The following is a 16,259-nucleotide window of genomic DNA, read 5'->3' on the forward strand; positions in this document are numbered from 1 at the left end:
CGCCATGCTCGGCGCACTAAGAAAAATGGATGGGTACTTCCGTACCCATCCAGCAAAATTATTCGGGATCGGGAATAGCTAATGTGGCGTTCAAAACCCCACGGGATTTATTGAAGATCTTATTCCCGTTTTCACGGCCTGCGCGGCGGCGACGCTGCTCTTCTGGTGACAGCGCCAGCTCTTCACGGCAAATGTCGCTACAGCATCCGGCATATTTCTCCGCGCAGCTCGGGCACTGAATAAACAGCAGATGGCAGCCGTCATTTTTGCAGTTGGTGTGGCTATCGCAGGAAGCGCCGCACTGATGGCAGTGCGCAATCACCTCATCAGAGATGCGCTCGCCCATGCGCTCGTCAAACACAAAGTTTTTACCGACAAACCGCACCGGAATACCTTGCTCCCGCGCGCGGCGCGCGTATTCGATAATCCCGCCTTCGATATGATAGACATTATTAAAACCGTTATGCAGCATCCAGGCGCTGGCTTTCTCACAGCGGATCCCCCCGGTGCAGTACATGACGATTTTTTTGTCTTTGTCGTCCTGCAGCATCTCTACCGCTTTCGGCAGCTGCTCGCGAAATGTGTCGGCGGGGATTTCCATCGCGTCCTGGAAATGGCCCACTTCGTATTCGTAATGGTTACGCATATCGATAAACACGGCATCCGGGTCGTCAAGCATCGCGTTGACTTCCGCCGCTTTCAGGTAAGCCCCGACGTTGCTGGCATCGAACGACGGGTCATCAATTCCATCGGCCACGATACGGTCACGCACTTTCATGCGCAGCACCCAGAATGACTTACCGTCATCTTCAAGGGCGATATTCAGACGCACGCCGTCAAGTGCCGGATGGAAAGCGTAAAGCGTTGCGCGGAACGCCTCGACGCGGCTTTGCGGAACGCTGATTTGCGCGTTAATCCCTTCGTGGGCGAGATAGACGCGGCCAAAGACATTCAGCGCGGTAAAAGCCTGATACAGCGCATCACGGGTGGTTTTTGGCTCTTCAATGGTGAAATATTTATAGAATGAGAGGGTGGTGCGTGGCTCGGTTTCAGCCAGCATACGCACGCGCAGCTCCTCATTCGATATGCGGTTGTGTAACACTGGCATGGTGTTCGCTCGGCAATCGTTGACGGGAAAAGTGGGCTGCATCATAAAGCAATTATCGTTAATTTACATCCCTGCATTTTGCGCTACATTTTTCTCATACATTTGCGACGCCAATAACAAACGATTAATTATCAACCACTCCGCTGCCGCTAATTTTGGCTAACTAATAAAAAGTGCCACAATAGTGTTACTCAAGAAGATCCGGCATTTGCCGTCACTATAGGTTTTACATGACGAACTTACCGCAATTCTCGCGCGCTTTGCTTCACCCCCGCCATTGGGGAACCTGGTTTGGTATTGGCCTGCTGTACCTGATTACCCTGCTCCCCTATCCTGTTATTTATCGCCTCGGGTGCGGGCTTGGCCAGCTGGCTATGCGATTTATGAAACGGCGCGTCAGCATTACACGTCGCAATCTGGAACTCGCCTTCCCGCAGAAAACCGCACAGGAGCGTGAGTCTTATCTGGTGAAAAATTTTGAGTCCGTGGGCATGGGGTTGATGGAGACCGGTATCGCCTGGTTCTGGCCAGACTGGCGGATTCAGCGCTGGTGCGATGTCAGCGGCGTCGATCACATCCACGCCGTGCAGGCCGCCAAACGCGGCGTTTTACTTATTGGCATTCACTTCCTGACGCTCGAACTTGGCGCGCGAATGTTCGGTATCAACACCCCAGGTATTGGCGTCTACCGCCCGAATGACAACCCTCTTCTCGACTGGCTGCAAACCAGGGGCCGCATGCGCTCCAACAAGAGCATGATCGATCGTAAAGATCTCAAAGGCATGATCCGTGCGCTCAAGCAGGGCGAAATTATCTGGTATGCCCCTGACCACGACTACGGCCCGCGCGGCAGCGTCTTTGTGCCCTTTTTTGGCGTTGATGAAGCGGCAACAACTTCGGGAACCTACACGCTTGCACGAATGTCAGGCGCAGCAATAGTACCGATGGTGCCGCGCCGCAAGCCTGACGGCAAAGGCTACCAGCTGATTATTCTGCCCGCTGAGTTGTCACCCCCGCTGAAAACCCCGGAAAGCACGGCAATCTGGATGAATAAAATCATCGAGCAGTGCATCATGATGGCCCCTGAGCAGTACATGTGGCTGCATCGTCGCTTTAAAACTCGCCCTGAGGGTGTGCCTTCGCGCTACTAACTTCCGCTATTCGATTAAGTCATAGGGCGGCGCCAGACCGCCCTAATTCGTTCTAAACCAGGGTTTCACAAACGTTGCCTCCCTCCCGCTTACAGGCGCATAATTAGCAAGATAATAATTCCTCTGTACATCTTCTTTGCCCCGAACTGGAGTTTTATGACTCTCCCCGAGAGCACTATTAACTGGAAAAGAAATCTCGCTGTCGCATGGATTGGCTGCTTTCTGACCGGTATTGCCTTTAGCCTGGTGATGCCTTTCCTCCCCCTGTATGTCGAACATCTTGGCGTCACGGGCCATAGCGCGCTGAACATGTGGTCCGGGATTGTTTTCAGTATTACCTTTCTGTTTTCCGCAATAGCCTCACCGTTCTGGGGCGGGCTTGCTGACCGTAAAGGGCGCAAAATTATGCTGCTGCGTTCCGCGCTTGGCATGTCGGTGGTAATGGTGTTGATGGGTTTTGCCAGCAATATCTGGCAGTTCCTGGCGCTGCGCGCGCTGCTCGGCTTGCTCGGTGGATTTGTCCCGAATGCCAATGCGCTGATTGCAACGCAGGTGCCACGCCATAAAAGCGGCTGGGCGCTCGGTACGCTCTCCACCGGAGCCGTAAGTGGCGCGCTGCTCGGCCCGATGGTGGGTGGTTTTCTGGCGGATACTTACGGCCTGCGCCCGGTATTTTTTATCACCGCAGGCGTGCTGTTTACCTGCTTCGTGTTTACCCTGTGGTGCATTCGCGAGCAGTTCACGCCGGTGAACAAGAAAGACATGCTGCACCTGCGCCAGGTTTTCACCTCGCTGAAAAACCCAAAGCTGGTGTTAAGCCTGTTTGTTACCACCATGATTATTCAGGTGGCAACCGGCTCAATTGCACCGATTCTGACGCTCTACGTGCGGGAGCTGGCAGGGAATGTCAGTAACCTTGCGTTTATCAGCGGGATGATTGCTTCTGTTCCGGGGGTGGCGGCGCTGATTAGCGCCCCGCGCCTGGGCAAACTAGGGGACAGAATCGGGCCGGAGCGTATTTTAATCTGCGCGCTGGTGGTCTCCGTACTGCTGCTGATCCCGATGTCGATGGTGCAAGATCCTGTACAGCTTGGCGTATTACGTTTCCTGTTAGGTGCCGCCGATGGAGCACTGCTACCCGCCGTGCAAACTCTGCTGGTCTATAACTCCAGCAATCAAATTGCCGGACGTATCTTTAGCTATAACCAGTCGTTTCGCGATATTGGCAACGTTTCCGGCCCGTTAATCGGGGCGGCCGTTTCAGCCAGCTATGGCTTCCGCACGGTATTTTTAGTCACCGCAGGCGTGGTGCTGTTCAACGCGCTTTACTCATGGATTAGCCTGCGTCGCCCGTCCCGTCGCGTGACGCTTTCGGAAGAGTGAACCACGGATAAATCTCATACTTGCAACTTTGCACACAGCGTCAACAATTAACTTTAAATTGCACCGGAGCCCGTGCTCCCTGACCTGTAACTAAAGGAGATGAGTATGAGTCTGTACGCGACGCTGGAAGAGGCCATTGATGCCGCACGCGAGCTTTTCCTTGTAGACAACCCTGAACTTGATGAAGAGAGTGCCAGCGTTTCGCAGCTGAACATTCAAAAATACATTCTTCAGGACGGCGATATTATGTGGCAGGCCGAGTTCTTCGCTGATGACAGCGAGGATGGGGAATGTTTGCCGATGGTCAGCGGTGAGGCTGCGCAGAGTGTCTTCGATGGTGACTACGATGAAATCGAGTTACGCCAGGAGTGGATTGAAGAAAATACGCTCCATGAATGGGACGAAGGTGAATTTCAACTTGAGCCGCCTCTGGATACCGAGGAAGGGCAGACTGCGGCTGATGAATGGGATGAAAGATAACACCTATTCGTAAGGCCCGTGGCTGGCGTCGATAGGTAATAGTAAGGTGTCGAATACCAGCGAAAAGGGTAAATCGAGCACGGTGATATAGCGCCATGCGCTGTCACGCACGTCCCACTGCACGCCGGGGTAATACTGATTATCATGTCCCTGCCCCGGTACTGCCCGGCTGATAATACTGCCGCAGCCGCTGAGCAAGCACGCAACCATTATCACAGCCATCATTCTTAACATTCTTTGACTCCAAAAAAAATACCGGCCCGAAGGCCGGCATCGTGAGCACATTTGCCGGATTACTTAATCGGCAACGCCTCAGGGTTCAACTCAACCGTTTTGTAGCTATCAACCCACGAAGAGTAACGCTCCGGGTTGGACCACACACGGTAATGCAGACGAGACATTGTTACCGGGTCGCTTAACAGTACCAGACGACGGTCGCGGTTAAGTTTGTCAGGCGTTTCGTTCAGCGCCTGCTCCACGTGACGGTCGCGGGCAATTTCCAGCACCTGGCTTGCACGGTGACGCGCCGTTGCCATGGCCGTTGCCAGCGCATTAAACGACGGGTTAAACACCGCGTGCATAAAGCCATCTTCCAGCGTACGGCTGCGGTTGAGCTGCAGGTAGTTGTCGGTATCCACCAGCACCTGCGGCGGGGAATACTCTTCCGGGATCAGGAACAGCTTCCAGCGTTTGGTGCGCAAACCGATGGTCGCACGGCTCGAAATCACCGACACGAACGGCGACAGAATCAGTGAGAACACGATTGGCGCAAGCCAGAACAGGAAGCGTAAATCCAGCCACGCCATACCTACCGCCCACACCAGACCCAGCAGCAGCTGAGAACCGTGGCGCATAAATGCCTCGCCCCAGGGGGTGGAGTCATCATCACGCTGCGGTGAATTCCACACCACTTCCCAACCCAGGAATGCGCTGACCACAAACACGGTGTGGAACAGCATACGCACCGGCGCCAGCAGCACGGAGAACAGCACTTCCAGCAGCAGGGAGAGCGTGACGCGCAGGAAACCGCCATACTCTTTCGAGCCTTTGCACCAAATCAGAATAATACTCAGCAGCTTAGGCAGGAACAGCAGCACCATGGTGGAGGCGAACAGCGCAATCGCCAGTTCCGGACGCCACTGCGGCCACACCGGGAACAGCTGGCGCGGCTGCAGGAAGTATTGCGGTTCCGTCAGCGCGTGCACCACCTGCAAGGCCGTAGACAACGCAAGGAACATAAACCACAGCGGCGCGGACAGGTAAGACATGACGCCCGTCAGGAATACCGCACGGTGCACCGGGTGCATGCCTTTCACCAGGAACAGGCGGAAGTTCATCAGGTTACCGTGACACCAGCGGCGGTCACGCTTGAGCTCATCAAGCAGATTCGGCGGCAGCTCCTCATATGAACCCGGCAGGTCATAAGCAATCCATACCCCCCAACCTGCGCGGCGCATTAAAGCGGCTTCCACGAAGTCGTGCGAGAGGATGGAACCGGCAAACGAGCCTTCGCCAGGCAATGGCGCTAACGCGCAGTGCTCAATGAATGGCTTAACGCGAATAATCGCATTGTGGCCCCAGTAGTGAGACTCACCCAACTGCCAGAAGTGCAGACCCGCGGTAAACAGCGGCCCATAAACACGTGTCGCAAACTGCTGGCAGCGTGCATACAGAGTGTCCATGCCGGACGCTTTTGGCGAAGACTGAATGATGCCCGCATTCGGGTTAGCATTCATCAGGCGCACCAGGTTGGTCAGGCAATCACCGCTCATCACGGAGTCAGCATCTAACACCACCATGTAGCTGTACTGGTTGCCCCAGCGACGGCAGAAGTCATCGATGTTGCCACTTTTACGCTTCACGCGGCGGCGGCGGCGGCGGTAGAAAATCTGCCCTTCGCCCTGCACTTCGTTAATCAACTCCATCCACGCTTTTTGCTCGGCAACGCAGATATCCGGGTTGTAGCTGTCGCTGAGGATGTAGACGTCGAAGTGCTGCTGTTGGCCGGTGGCCTTAACCGACTCCCAGGTGGCACGCAAGCCCGCAAATACGCGGTCTACGTCTTCATTACAGATGGGCATAATCAACGCGGTGCGATGCGCTGGGTCGATGGGCTCATCCCCGACCGTTGAGGCAGAGATACTGTATTTATCTTTGCCCATCAGCAGCTGCAGGAAGCCCATCAGCGCGGTCCAGAAACCGGCTGACACCCAGCAGAAGAGGATCGCAAACAGAATCAGGATGCCGGTTTGCAGCACATACGGCAGCAGCTGCATGAAGGAGACCCACAAATCCTGGTCAAGCATATCCCCAGGGCTGATCAGCGCCCAGCCCTGGTAAGGCAGAATGCTCTTCATATACCAGGTCGCCACCACGGTCTGAGAAATCGTCAGCAGCAGCAGGATGTAACGACGGATAGTGCCGACGGTACGCCATTTCTGCTCGGCTTCCGCCTCCTCTTTCGACAGGTAGCGAGGATTCACTTCGCGCCCGCGTAACCGATCCCAGAAACGGCCAATCGGGTTAGTGCGCCACGGATCGGGGAACATAGAAGCGCGCGTGGCTTTAGGCATGGCCTGCAGCTGAGTGCGCCCTTCTTCATCCTTAATCAGCTGTTCACCGCCAAGCGATCCAGGCCAGCTCGCTTCGAGCCGGGCCTTTACCGAGGCTAACGGGGAGTCATCAGCTCTGTCATAGTGCTGCCCTTGCGCGTCAAGCGCCTCATGCACCGCTTGCAGGTCCGATGCGGGAAGTGCCGCTTTCTGCGAAGCAGAAAGCGCAAGTGCATCAAGATAATCAGACGCAGTTTCAGTAGTCTTATTCATTGGCAGGTAGCTGGTAGCTCCAGGTTTCGCTCAACGTCTGGTCACCATTGACCAACGCTGCACGCATTTCAGTCGGTTTCTTCTCGTCTTTGACTTTTACACGCACCGTTAAACGCCAGCCTTTTGTGACCGGGTTGTAACGTAGCTGGCTGTCAACGATTTCGCCGTTGCCGCCAATGCTGGTTTGGGCAGTAACTGGGGTATCCTGCGGCAGTTTTTTCATCTCCGCGCCGATGTAATCCACCACAAATGCAATAGTGCCATCCGGCTGACGAATCAGGTTTGACTGTTTCACATCACCGATTGAACGGCGAGTCTGTGCCACATACGCGTTGTCTGGCGCATGCATTTTGTCTTCATCGCGGCTGAAGGTAATGCTGTACCTGAAGTTCATCTCTTTGCCGGGTTCCGGCAGCTGATCCGGCGTCCAGTAAGCAACGATGTTGTCGTTAGTTTCGTCGTTGGTTGGAATTTCAACCAGTTCGACGCGACCTTTACCCCAGTCACCCTGCGGTGCAACCCAGGCGCTTGGGCGCTGATCGTAACGATCGTCTAAATCTTCAAAACGAGAGAACTGACGGCCACGCTGCAGCAAACCGAATCCAACTGGGTTTTCTGTCGCAAACGAGCTGACAGCCAGGTGTTTCGGGTTGTTCAGCGGACGCCAGATCCACTCGCCGTTGCCGGCATGAATAGAAAGACCGTTGGAGTCATGCAGTTCAGGACGGAAATTGGTGGCAGAAGACGGCTGGTTTGGCCCAAACAGGAACATGCTGGTCAGCGGCGCCACGCCCAGCTTGCCGACTTTATCGCGCAGATACACTTTCGACTGCACGTTAACCACGGTGTCACGCCCTGGGATAATCACAAAGCGATACGCACCCGTTGCACGTGGGGAGTCGAGCAACGCGTAGAGGGTTAGCGTTTTCTCGCCAGCTTTCGGGCGTTCAATCCAGTATTCACGGAAACGCGGGAACTCTTCGCCAGAGGGCAAAGCGGTGTCGATGGCCAAACCACGAGCAGACAGACCGTACACCTGGCCTGAGCCAATCACACGGAAGTAACTCGCCCCGAGCATGCTGACAATTTCGTCGTTCTTATCTTTGCTGTTGATCGGATAGAGCACTTTGAACCCGGCAAAGCCGAGATCTTTCACGGTCTCTTTATCGTGTTTTACCTTACCGAAATTAAAGTAATCCGGGTTGTACTTGATCTTATGAACCGCAGTGGCTGTCACTTCGTTGATAGCAACCGGGGTGTCGAAGTACATACCCTGATGATAAAATTCAAGCTTAAATGGGGTCTTTAACTTGCTCCAGTAGGCCTTATCGTGATTGAACTGGATCTGCTGATAGTCCGCATATTTCATGTCGCGGAACAGCGATGGCAGATTGCTTTTCGGTGCTTCGTAGCTTTTGCCCGCTAATGTTTTCGCCTGTTTTGCGACATCATCGATAGTGAAGGCCCAAACCGAGGTGGTATAAAGTGACAGCATAACTGCGGCACCAAGCCCACACATTTTCATCATTTCTAGTTTATGTTTCATATTAACCAGCACATCCCCCTTTGTGTGCTTAAATCAATCCAGTCCATTTTAATGGAAACTTCTGCTTTCCGACAACCAAATACCCGCATTGTTCAGCGCGCCGGCTCAGCCTTTAAGCAAAAAAAGACAACTGCTTACGCTTTAAGATGCCATCCTGGAGACAGGATGTCATGGTTAGTGTAGGGTTGCCACGAAATTGATACCGTTCGGGACTTCAAGCCTATTGAGATAAGTTCTTAAGGATAAGGCGATTCGTCCGATAATGTCTGGAGTATTATGAGTAAAGCACCACAGCAACGCGAGTTTTTCCTGGATTCTATTCGGGCCTGGTTAATGCTTTTAGGCATCCCGTTCCATATCTCGCTTATCTATTCAAGCCACCACTGGCATGTTAACAGCAGCGAAGCCTCATGGGGCTTAACGCTTTTTAATGATTTTATCCACGCCTTCCGTATGCAGGTGTTTTTTGTCATTTCAGGATATTTCTCCTACATGCTTTTTTTGCGCTACCCGCTTAAACGCTGGTGGAAAGTGCGCGTCGAGCGCGTTGGCATCCCGATGCTCACCGCCATACCTTTGCTGACGCTGCCGCAGTTTTTAATGCTGCAACATGTCAATGACAAAGCCAAAAATTGGCCGGGCCTGACGGCCTATGAGAAATACAACACCCTGATGTGGGAGCTGGTTTCACATTTATGGTTCCTGCTGGTGATGGTGGTGCTGACCAGCATCGGTTTATTTTTGTTTCAACAAATGAAAACGCGCCTTGCCGGGCAGCCAGAAAGTCATCAATCCGGCCTGACTTTAGGAAAGCTCTCAATCGCATTCCTCGGATTCGGTATTTTATACGGCGCGATTCGCCGCACGATTTTTATTATTTATGCGCCAGTGTTAAGCGATGGCTTATTTAATTTCGTGGTGATGCAAACGCTGTTTTACCTGCCGTTCTTTATGCTGGGCGCTTTAGTGTTTGTGCGTCCGCAGTTAAAAAGCCTGTTCACCACCCCATCGCCAGGGTGCGCGGTGGGTGCCGCTCTCGCCTTTGCCGCCTATTTGCTCAACCAGCGCTATGGCAGCGGCGATGCGTGGATGTATGAAACGGAAAGCGTGATCACCATGGTGATGGGCCTGTGGATGGTGAATGTAGTGTTCTCTCTGGGCCACAAATTGCTCAACGTCGAGTCGCAACGCGTCACCTATTTCGTCAATGCTTCGCTGTTTATTTATCTGGTGCACCATCCGTTGACGCTGTTCTTCGGCGCCTATATCACGCCGCATATTGCTTCGAATGCGCTGGGCTTTGGCTGCGGGCTGGTGTTTGTGGTGGGAATTGCGCTGATACTGTATGAAATTCACCTGCGGATCCCGCTGCTGCGCTTCCTGTTCTCTGGAAAACCGCAGAATGTCGCGGTGAAGGTGGCCTTATAAAAGCCATTCAATAGGCAGTCGATACACTAACCGCACCAGCACCCGTTGCCAGAAACGGGTGTGCGGTTCTTTTTTCCAGACAATCTCTTTGCCGTTGCTGCTTTCCACCCAATTCACGCGCCCCCAACGGTCCAGGCGCAGCGCCCAGGCGGCCTCTTTCTGGCTGCGGGTGAAGCGTTGGTGAATACTCTGCGCCAGCGCCTCGCTTTCAATGACAAAGCCCATTTCGGTATTGAGCATCGCCGAGCGCGGATCAAAATTGAAGGAGCCGATAAATACCTTTTGTTTATCCACGCTAAAAGTTTTGGCGTGCAGACTGGACCCGGAGTTACCGGTCAGACCACGATCGTGCGGCCTGCGGGGGCTATCGTTTTCAGGTTTTAATTCATAAAGCTCGACCCCGTGGCGCAGTAACTTTTTGCGCCAGCGCGCATAACCCGCGTGCACAGCCGCAACGTCATTAGCCGCCAGTGAGTTCGTCAGGATCGCAATTTTCACCCCTTTACGCACCAGCCCTAAAATTTGCGCGATACCGGCGCGTGTCGGCACAAAATAGGCAGAAATAATATCTATCTCACGCTCGGGCATTCCGATCACATTCATCAGGCGCTGCGGTAAAAGCGTGTGGCTACGCGCCCTTCCCTGCCCCTTGCGTGGATCATCGCTCAGCAGGCGCGTCTTTGCCCAGTACAGTTCAAGGGTCCGGGATACCAGGCGAGTGGCAAACTGGCTGGTCGTGAGGCGGTCAAGGTAGCGGCGAGCCATCGGATCGTCGCGCCAGTCGTCAGGAAGCTGTACGCGGTGATGCAAAACATCCGGGTCAACAGCCAACACTTTTGCCAGCGTCGAGACGCACTGGCTGCTCCAGTAGCGCTCAAAATCCTGACTCACATCATTAACCACCGGGCCGATAGCCAGCACGTCTAAATCGGAAAACAGCGGTTGTTTGCCCACGCCAAAATAGGCGTCGCCAACGTTGCGCCCACCGATGATCGTCGTCTCGCCATCGACGGTAAATGTTTTGTTATGCATACGGCGATTAAGCCGGGCAAAATCGGTGAGGTAACCGATGGTGCGAAACAGGCGAAATGAGAAGGGGTTAAACAGGCGCACTTCAATCTGTGGATGGCTATTGAGCAGTTCTAAAATATCATCCAGCTCGTTGGTGGTATTGTTATCGTCAAGCAGCAGGCGCACTTTCACCCCGCGATCGGCCGCCGCCAGCAGCGCGCTAAATAGCAGCCGCCCGGACATATCGTCCTGCCAGATGTAATACTGCACATCGAGCGTTTTTTCCGCCATGCCGCACAGCAGATAGCGCGCAGCAAAAGCATCAAGGCTATCCGCAAGAGGATGAATTCCGCTAAGCCCGGGATGTTCCGCCGTCGACGGGGTAATCGCTCTCCCAAGGCGGGTGGCGTGAGGGGTCAGCACTTCAGAGTTGGGCAAGGAGCTGCTGGTAGATTTGGGTATTTTCGTCGTCATAGCAGACAAAAACCACCTGTTCAGGTAACGGACGCAGGCCGATATAGCGGTAAACAGTATCCACGGCGATTTTTGCGGCCTCCTGTTTCGGATAACCGTAAACCCCGGTGCTGATTGCCGGGAACGCAATCGTTTGATAACCATTCGCAGCGGCTAAATCCAGGCAGTTACGATAAGTTTGTTCGAGCAGCTCAGCCTCATGCTTTTCGCCGCCGTGCCACACCGGGCCAACCGCATGAATCACCGCTTTAACAGCAATATTCCCCGCTTCAGTAATCACCGCATGCCCGGGCGCGCATTCGCCCTGCTGGCGCACTATCACTTTACACGCATCCAGCAACGCAGGCCCTGCGGCCTGATGAATAGCACCATCAACACCACCGCCCCCCAGCAGGGAAGGATTAGCCGCATTCACTATCACATCCGCCTTAACGCGGGTGATATCACCTTGTATCACCGACATTCTTTCACTCATGGGCAAATCTCCAGTTAGTCTTTGATCGTAGTCTAAACTTGCCGAACCGCCGACGTATATCACTTCCTGAGGCTCCCGCTCCATCACCCGGATTCTGATTTATCCTCGCTGACGGCAAAAAGAGCCCTGGCAGCCCGGTATCAGGAAAGGTTTTATCGCTGGTGTGGGCCAGAAACCGCGGCAACGGAAGGCACCGGCGTGAAGCCTGGAGCAAACGGCTGTTCGCCGCAGCAGGCGATCAGCCAGTCTCCCACGGTGACGTGTTGCAGATAGCGATCTGGCGGGCAAAGCGTATGCAGCGGCAGGTCCAGCTGACTCATCTGCCAGACCGTCCCCCCTCGCTGTTTCAGCACCGCTTCATGGGCAGTCCAGAGCCGCCAGAATTGCGGGATTTGTTCGCACTGCGGCAGCGCTGCCAGCCACTCACATAAATGGGCAGCAAAGCTATGCCGGGCAATGGCCATAAAACGCGCTCGCGGACGGATTTGTTCGAGATCGCATCCGACATTCCCGTCGCCCACCAGCACCGCCACCCCACTCCCGCTGTTGCTGATATTGAAAGCGGGTAACGCAGGATGCCAGGGTTTGCCCTGCGCAGTCTTCTCCAGGCAGGGCAAGGGGCCGTTATCGAGCAATTGCGCCAGCAAAACTCTGGCGGCTATCCAGTCATTACGCCGCCGCCCGGCGGGAGCCTGTTGCAATAATTCAGGCGTAAGCCAGCGTGTGGCGAGCTCCTCACTCGCTAAACACGCCGCTTCGGCGAACGCCAGGCGATAGCCGTTCGCTACCAACGGCGCAGCACCAGTGAAGTATTAATGCCCCCGAAGGCGAAGTTATTGCTCTGCACAAATTCAGTGTCGATTTTGCGCGCTTCACCGATGATGTAATCCAGCTCGCCGCAGGCGGCGTCCGGCTGCGTCAAATTCAGCGTTTCGGCAAACCAGCCTTCACGCATCATTTCGATACTCATCCAGGCTTCCAGCGCCCCACAGGCGCCTAAAGTATGGCCAAAATAGCTTTTCAACGAAGAGATCGGCGTGGCGGCGCCAAAAATCGCCGCCGTAGCGTGAGTTTCAGCAATATCGCCGCGGTCGGTTGCGGTGCCGTGGGCGTTAATATAGCCGATATCGCCTGCCGCCAGCCCTGCCGAACGCAGGCCGCGCTCGATACAGATTTGCATGGTTTCCTGCTGCGGCTGGGTAATATGCGCCGCATCGCAATTGGTATGGAACCCCACGATCTCGGCATAGATCGTAGCCCCACGCGCCAGCGCATGGTCAAGATCTTCAAGGATCAGGCTCCCCGCCCCTTCGCCAATCACCAGGCCATCACGCTGCTGATCAAACGGCGACGGCGTGCTTTTCGGCCGATCGTTGCGCTGGCTGGTAGCAAACAGGGTGTCAAACACCGCGGCTTCAGACGGGCATAGCTCTTCCGCGCCGCCTGCCACCATTACCGTCTGGTAACCATGGCGAATCGCTTCCCAGGCATAGCCGATAGCCTGGCTGCCGGAGGTGCAGGCGCTTGAGGTTGGGATGACGCGCCCACGCAGGCCAAAGAACAATCCGGTATTCACCGCCGCGGTATGGGGCATCATCTGCACGTAGGTAGTGCCGGTAATATTACGGGTGTGTTTTTCGGTGAGCATGGTGGCAAATTCGCTTACCGGCCCGGTGCTGCCGGTAGAAGAGCCGTAGGCAATGCCCGTTTCGCCGCTGGTTAAAATCGGGTCATCGATAAGGCCCGCCTGAAGCAGCGCCAGCTCGGTCGCCCTGGTGGCGAGCAGTGAAACTCGCCCCATCGCCCGAATACGCTTACGGGTGTAATGATCCGGTAAGGTAAAACGATCAACCGGCGCACCGAGCATGGTGTTTAGCCCGTCATAGATTTGCCACTCGGGCATGTGTCGAACGGCGTTTTGCCCTGATTTTAGCCCCGCGGCGACCTGCTGCCAGCTCTCGCCAAACGCGGTCACGCCGCCCATTCCGGTCACGACGACGCGCTTAATCACAGCATACCTCCATTGATGGAGATAACCTGGCGGGTAAGATAACCTGCCACCGGCGACATCAGGTAACGCGCAAGCCCGGCCACCTCTTCCGGTTGCCCCATGCGCTGCATCGGAATGATGCGCATCGCCTCGCTCAGCGCTGCGTCTTCCATTTCAATCATGCCGGTATCAATCAGGCCGGGGGCAATACAGTTAACGGTAATTTTGCGTTTCGCCAGTTCGATTGCCAGCGCTTTGGTGGCGCCGATAATACCCGCTTTTGCCGCGCTGTAATTCACCTGGCCGCGGTTACCCATCAGGCCTGAAACGGATGATAGCGTAATAATGCGCCCGCCGTTGCGCAGGCCAATCATCGGCATCACGCACGGCTGAATGACGTTGTAGAAGCTGTCGAGGTTGGTGCGAATTACGCCATCCCAATCGTCATCGCTGAGCGCGGGAAATGCGCCATCGCGGGTGATACCGGCGTTATTCACCACGCCCCAGTAGGCACCGTACTTTTCAATGTCGGCTTCGATAACGCTGCGGCATTGTTCACGCCCGGAGCTGTCAAATTGCATGACGCGACCTGTTCCGCCCTGAGCTTTAATTTCTTCAAGCGTTTGTTGTGCCCCCGCTTCATCACGATGGTAGTGCACCACCAGCGCAAATCCGTCTGCGGCCAGCCCCAGGGCAATTGCCTTGCCAATTCCTTTACTGGCGCCGGTTACTAATACCGTCTGTGTCATCTTGCTGCTATCCCATTAAAATAATTGTTTTAATTCTTTATTATCAGGCTGATAGGTATTTACCCGCCCGCTCGCCAGCAGGTTGCCCCGGGCAAGAATTTGTCCTTCAAAACTGCCAATTTTTTCATCACGCATCAGCAGCGTGACGTGACAATCCAGCACCGCGCCCTGAGCAAACACACCTGCCGCGCAGCGTATGCCACGGCCGCCCAGCAACATCCCCACGCGGCTGGCCTCTTCACCGTTATTCAGCGCATGCCAGCCCGACCACACGCCCACCGTCTGGGCTATCAGCTCAATGGCAAACCAGCCCGGTAAGTGACCTTCGGCATCAAGAAACGGCGCCAGCACGCCCTGGTGACTCACCGTTACCCGACAATGCGCGCTTTCTTGTTCCACCGCCACCACCGACTCGAGCAGGCACATGGGTGCTTCATGGGGCAAATAGTGGCGTGGGGCAAGAAAATCAGTCATGGGACACTCCAAAAATCAGGCAGGCATTGTTGCCGCCAAAAGCAAATGAGTTCGACAGCATTGTTGGCGTGCTAAAGGGCTGCGCAGCGCTGAGTAGACCACAAGGGGCCAGCTCCGGGTCTTGATGCGCATCAGTGAAATCTTGTGCAGGCAGCGGCAGATTACGCGATAACAGCAAATAACAGATCGCCGCTTCGCAGGCCCCGGCGGCGCCCAAAGTGTGGCCGGTCAGATGCTTCGTGGAGCTGGAAGGCACACTGGTGCCAAAAAGCTGATTCACCACTTTCGCTTCGATCTCATCATTCAGACGCGTGGCGGTGCCGTGCATGTTGATATAGCCAATCTGCCGGGCATCGAGCCGCGCCTCGCGCAGCGCCATTTCTATAGCGCGCATGGCGCCCACCCCTTCCGGATGCGGGGCCGACATATGCCAGGCGTCAGACGATTCGCCAACGCCCAACAAACAGACTTTACCCGGCTCTCTGGTCAGCAAAATCAACGCCCCGGCTTCACCAATAGTGATCCCGTTGCGCCGTGCGCTAAACGGCGCGCAGCGCACGTTGCTCAATGATTCGAGGCTGTTGAAACCGTTGATCGGCATCCGGCTCAGAGTATCGGCCCCCCCGACAATCGCCGCGTCTACCATGCCGGATTCAATCAGCCGTTTGCCGGTCATTATCGCCCGCGCGCTGGAGGAGCAGGCGGTGGAAATGGTCAGCGCCGGGCCAAACAGCTGCAAGTATTCGCTGAGAAAACGAGAGGGGTCGCCAAGCTCCTGCTGCCCGTAGCGGTAAGAGGCCGGCGGCGTGCCTGCGAGGCTGCCGCTGACCATCCGGTCGCCTTCATCCAGCCCCGAGGTGCTGGTTCCCAGCACCACCGCCACGCGCGAATGGCCATATTGAGCAATGGCTTCATCCACCTGCGGGCGAATTTGCCCCAGCGCGGCCAGCAGCAAACGGTTGTTGCGGCTGTTGTAGCGCACCATTTCGGGCGCAATTTCAGGAAGCTCACCGGTAACACGCCCTACCCAACACGTCCCCTGCTGCAACCAGCCATCACGGTCTGGCCCCATGCCGGGTGCGGTACCGGCCTGCAAATTTGCCGCAATTTCATCAAGGTTATTCCCCAGCGCGTTGACCATTCCGACGGCGGTTAAAGTAATCAT

General features: G+C 55.3%; 15 protein-coding genes. 4 read left to right on the forward strand and 11 right to left on the reverse strand.

The annotated features are described in order from the left end of the window. Positions 1-58 precede the first annotated feature (58 nt). On the reverse strand, positions 59-1,108 hold the full coding sequence (gene trhO / locus EHN07_RS03935; protein WP_124022895.1) for an oxygen-dependent tRNA uridine(34) hydroxylase TrhO: 1,050 nt from the start codon (positions 1,106-1,108) through the stop codon (positions 59-61). A gap of 230 nt (positions 1,109-1,338) precedes the next feature. On the opposite strand from trhO, the gene EHN07_RS03940 reads away from it, so the two are divergent. The 3 genes from EHN07_RS03940 to EHN07_RS03950 all read left to right on the forward strand — a co-directional run bounded on the left by EHN07_RS03940 (position 1,339) and on the right by EHN07_RS03950 (position 4,122). Continuing rightward, on the forward strand, positions 1,339-2,259 hold the full coding sequence (locus tag EHN07_RS03940; RefSeq protein WP_124022896.1) for a Kdo(2)-lipid IV(A) acyltransferase: 921 nt from the start codon (positions 1,339-1,341) through the stop codon (positions 2,257-2,259). A 156-nt stretch (positions 2,260-2,415) separates the two neighbouring features. Further along, positions 2,416-3,642, forward strand: a complete 1,227-nt coding sequence (gene mdtG / locus EHN07_RS03945) for a multidrug efflux MFS transporter MdtG (RefSeq protein ID WP_124022897.1) — start codon at positions 2,416-2,418, stop codon at positions 3,640-3,642. 105 nt (positions 3,643-3,747) lie between these two features. Next, positions 3,748-4,122: a MysB family protein gene (locus EHN07_RS03950; protein ID WP_034494480.1), complete on the forward strand. Its 375-nt coding sequence runs from the start codon at positions 3,748-3,750 to the stop codon at positions 4,120-4,122. 3 nt (positions 4,123-4,125) lie between these two features. On the opposite strand, the gene EHN07_RS03955 is transcribed toward EHN07_RS03950, so the two are convergent. From EHN07_RS03955 to mdoG, 3 genes are all read right to left on the reverse strand, one after another. Next, positions 4,126-4,347: a YceK/YidQ family lipoprotein gene (locus EHN07_RS03955; protein WP_425267167.1), complete on the reverse strand. Its 222-nt coding sequence runs from the start codon at positions 4,345-4,347 to the stop codon at positions 4,126-4,128. Positions 4,348-4,415: 68 nt separating this feature from the next. After that, positions 4,416-6,947, reverse strand: coding sequence for a glucans biosynthesis glucosyltransferase MdoH (gene mdoH / locus EHN07_RS03960; protein WP_124022899.1), 2,532 nt, complete (start codon positions 6,945-6,947; stop codon positions 4,416-4,418). Next, on the reverse strand, positions 6,940-8,475 hold the full coding sequence (gene mdoG / locus EHN07_RS03965; protein ID WP_124022930.1) for a glucans biosynthesis protein MdoG: 1,536 nt from the start codon (positions 8,473-8,475) through the stop codon (positions 6,940-6,942). The genes mdoH and mdoG overlap by 8 nt, the downstream gene beginning before the upstream one ends. A gap of 294 nt (positions 8,476-8,769) precedes the next feature. On the opposite strand from mdoG, the gene mdoC reads away from it, so the two are divergent. Further along, positions 8,770-9,921, forward strand: a complete 1,152-nt coding sequence (gene mdoC / locus EHN07_RS03970; RefSeq protein ID WP_124022900.1) for a glucans biosynthesis protein MdoC — start codon at positions 8,770-8,772, stop codon at positions 9,919-9,921. On the opposite strand, the gene EHN07_RS03975 is transcribed toward mdoC, so the two are convergent. From EHN07_RS03975 to EHN07_RS04005, 7 genes are all read right to left on the reverse strand, one after another. Beyond that, positions 9,916-11,406 carry a phospholipase D family protein gene (locus tag EHN07_RS03975; protein ID WP_124022901.1) on the reverse strand — a complete coding sequence of 497 codons (1,491 nt, stop codon included), beginning with the start codon at positions 11,404-11,406 and terminating at the stop codon, positions 9,916-9,918. The two genes, mdoC and EHN07_RS03975, sit on opposite strands and share 6 nt — an antisense overlap. Next, complete coding sequence (gene ymdB, locus EHN07_RS03980; RefSeq protein ID WP_124022902.1) at positions 11,357-11,881, reverse strand: O-acetyl-ADP-ribose deacetylase; 525 nt, start codon at positions 11,879-11,881, stop codon at positions 11,357-11,359. The genes EHN07_RS03975 and ymdB overlap by 50 nt, the downstream gene beginning before the upstream one ends. Before the next feature lie 152 nt (positions 11,882-12,033). Further along, positions 12,034-12,672, reverse strand: a complete 639-nt coding sequence (locus EHN07_RS03985) for a 4'-phosphopantetheinyl transferase superfamily protein (RefSeq protein ID WP_124022903.1) — start codon at positions 12,670-12,672, stop codon at positions 12,034-12,036. Next, positions 12,666-13,892 (reverse strand): beta-ketoacyl-ACP synthase, encoded by a 1,227-nt coding sequence (locus EHN07_RS03990; RefSeq protein ID WP_124022904.1) that lies wholly within the window; start codon positions 13,890-13,892, stop codon positions 12,666-12,668. Before EHN07_RS03990 ends, EHN07_RS03985 begins: the two co-directional genes overlap by 7 nt. Further along, positions 13,889-14,620 carry a 3-ketoacyl-ACP reductase FabG2 gene (locus EHN07_RS03995; protein ID WP_124022905.1) on the reverse strand — a complete coding sequence of 244 codons (732 nt, stop codon included), beginning with the start codon at positions 14,618-14,620 and terminating at the stop codon, positions 13,889-13,891. Before EHN07_RS03995 ends, EHN07_RS03990 begins: the two co-directional genes overlap by 4 nt. Before the next feature lie 15 nt (positions 14,621-14,635). Then, the gene (locus EHN07_RS04000) at positions 14,636-15,094 is read right to left on the reverse strand and encodes a hotdog family protein (RefSeq protein ID WP_124022906.1); all 459 of its coding nucleotides are present in this window, start codon (positions 15,092-15,094) and stop codon (positions 14,636-14,638) included. Next, positions 15,087-16,259 (reverse strand): beta-ketoacyl-[acyl-carrier-protein] synthase family protein, encoded by a 1,173-nt coding sequence (locus tag EHN07_RS04005; protein ID WP_124022907.1) that lies wholly within the window; start codon positions 16,257-16,259, stop codon positions 15,087-15,089. The genes EHN07_RS04000 and EHN07_RS04005 overlap by 8 nt, the downstream gene beginning before the upstream one ends.

This window comes from Buttiauxella warmboldiae, assembly GCF_003818135.1.
Classification (GTDB): Bacteria; Pseudomonadota; Gammaproteobacteria; order Enterobacterales; family Enterobacteriaceae; genus Buttiauxella; species Buttiauxella warmboldiae.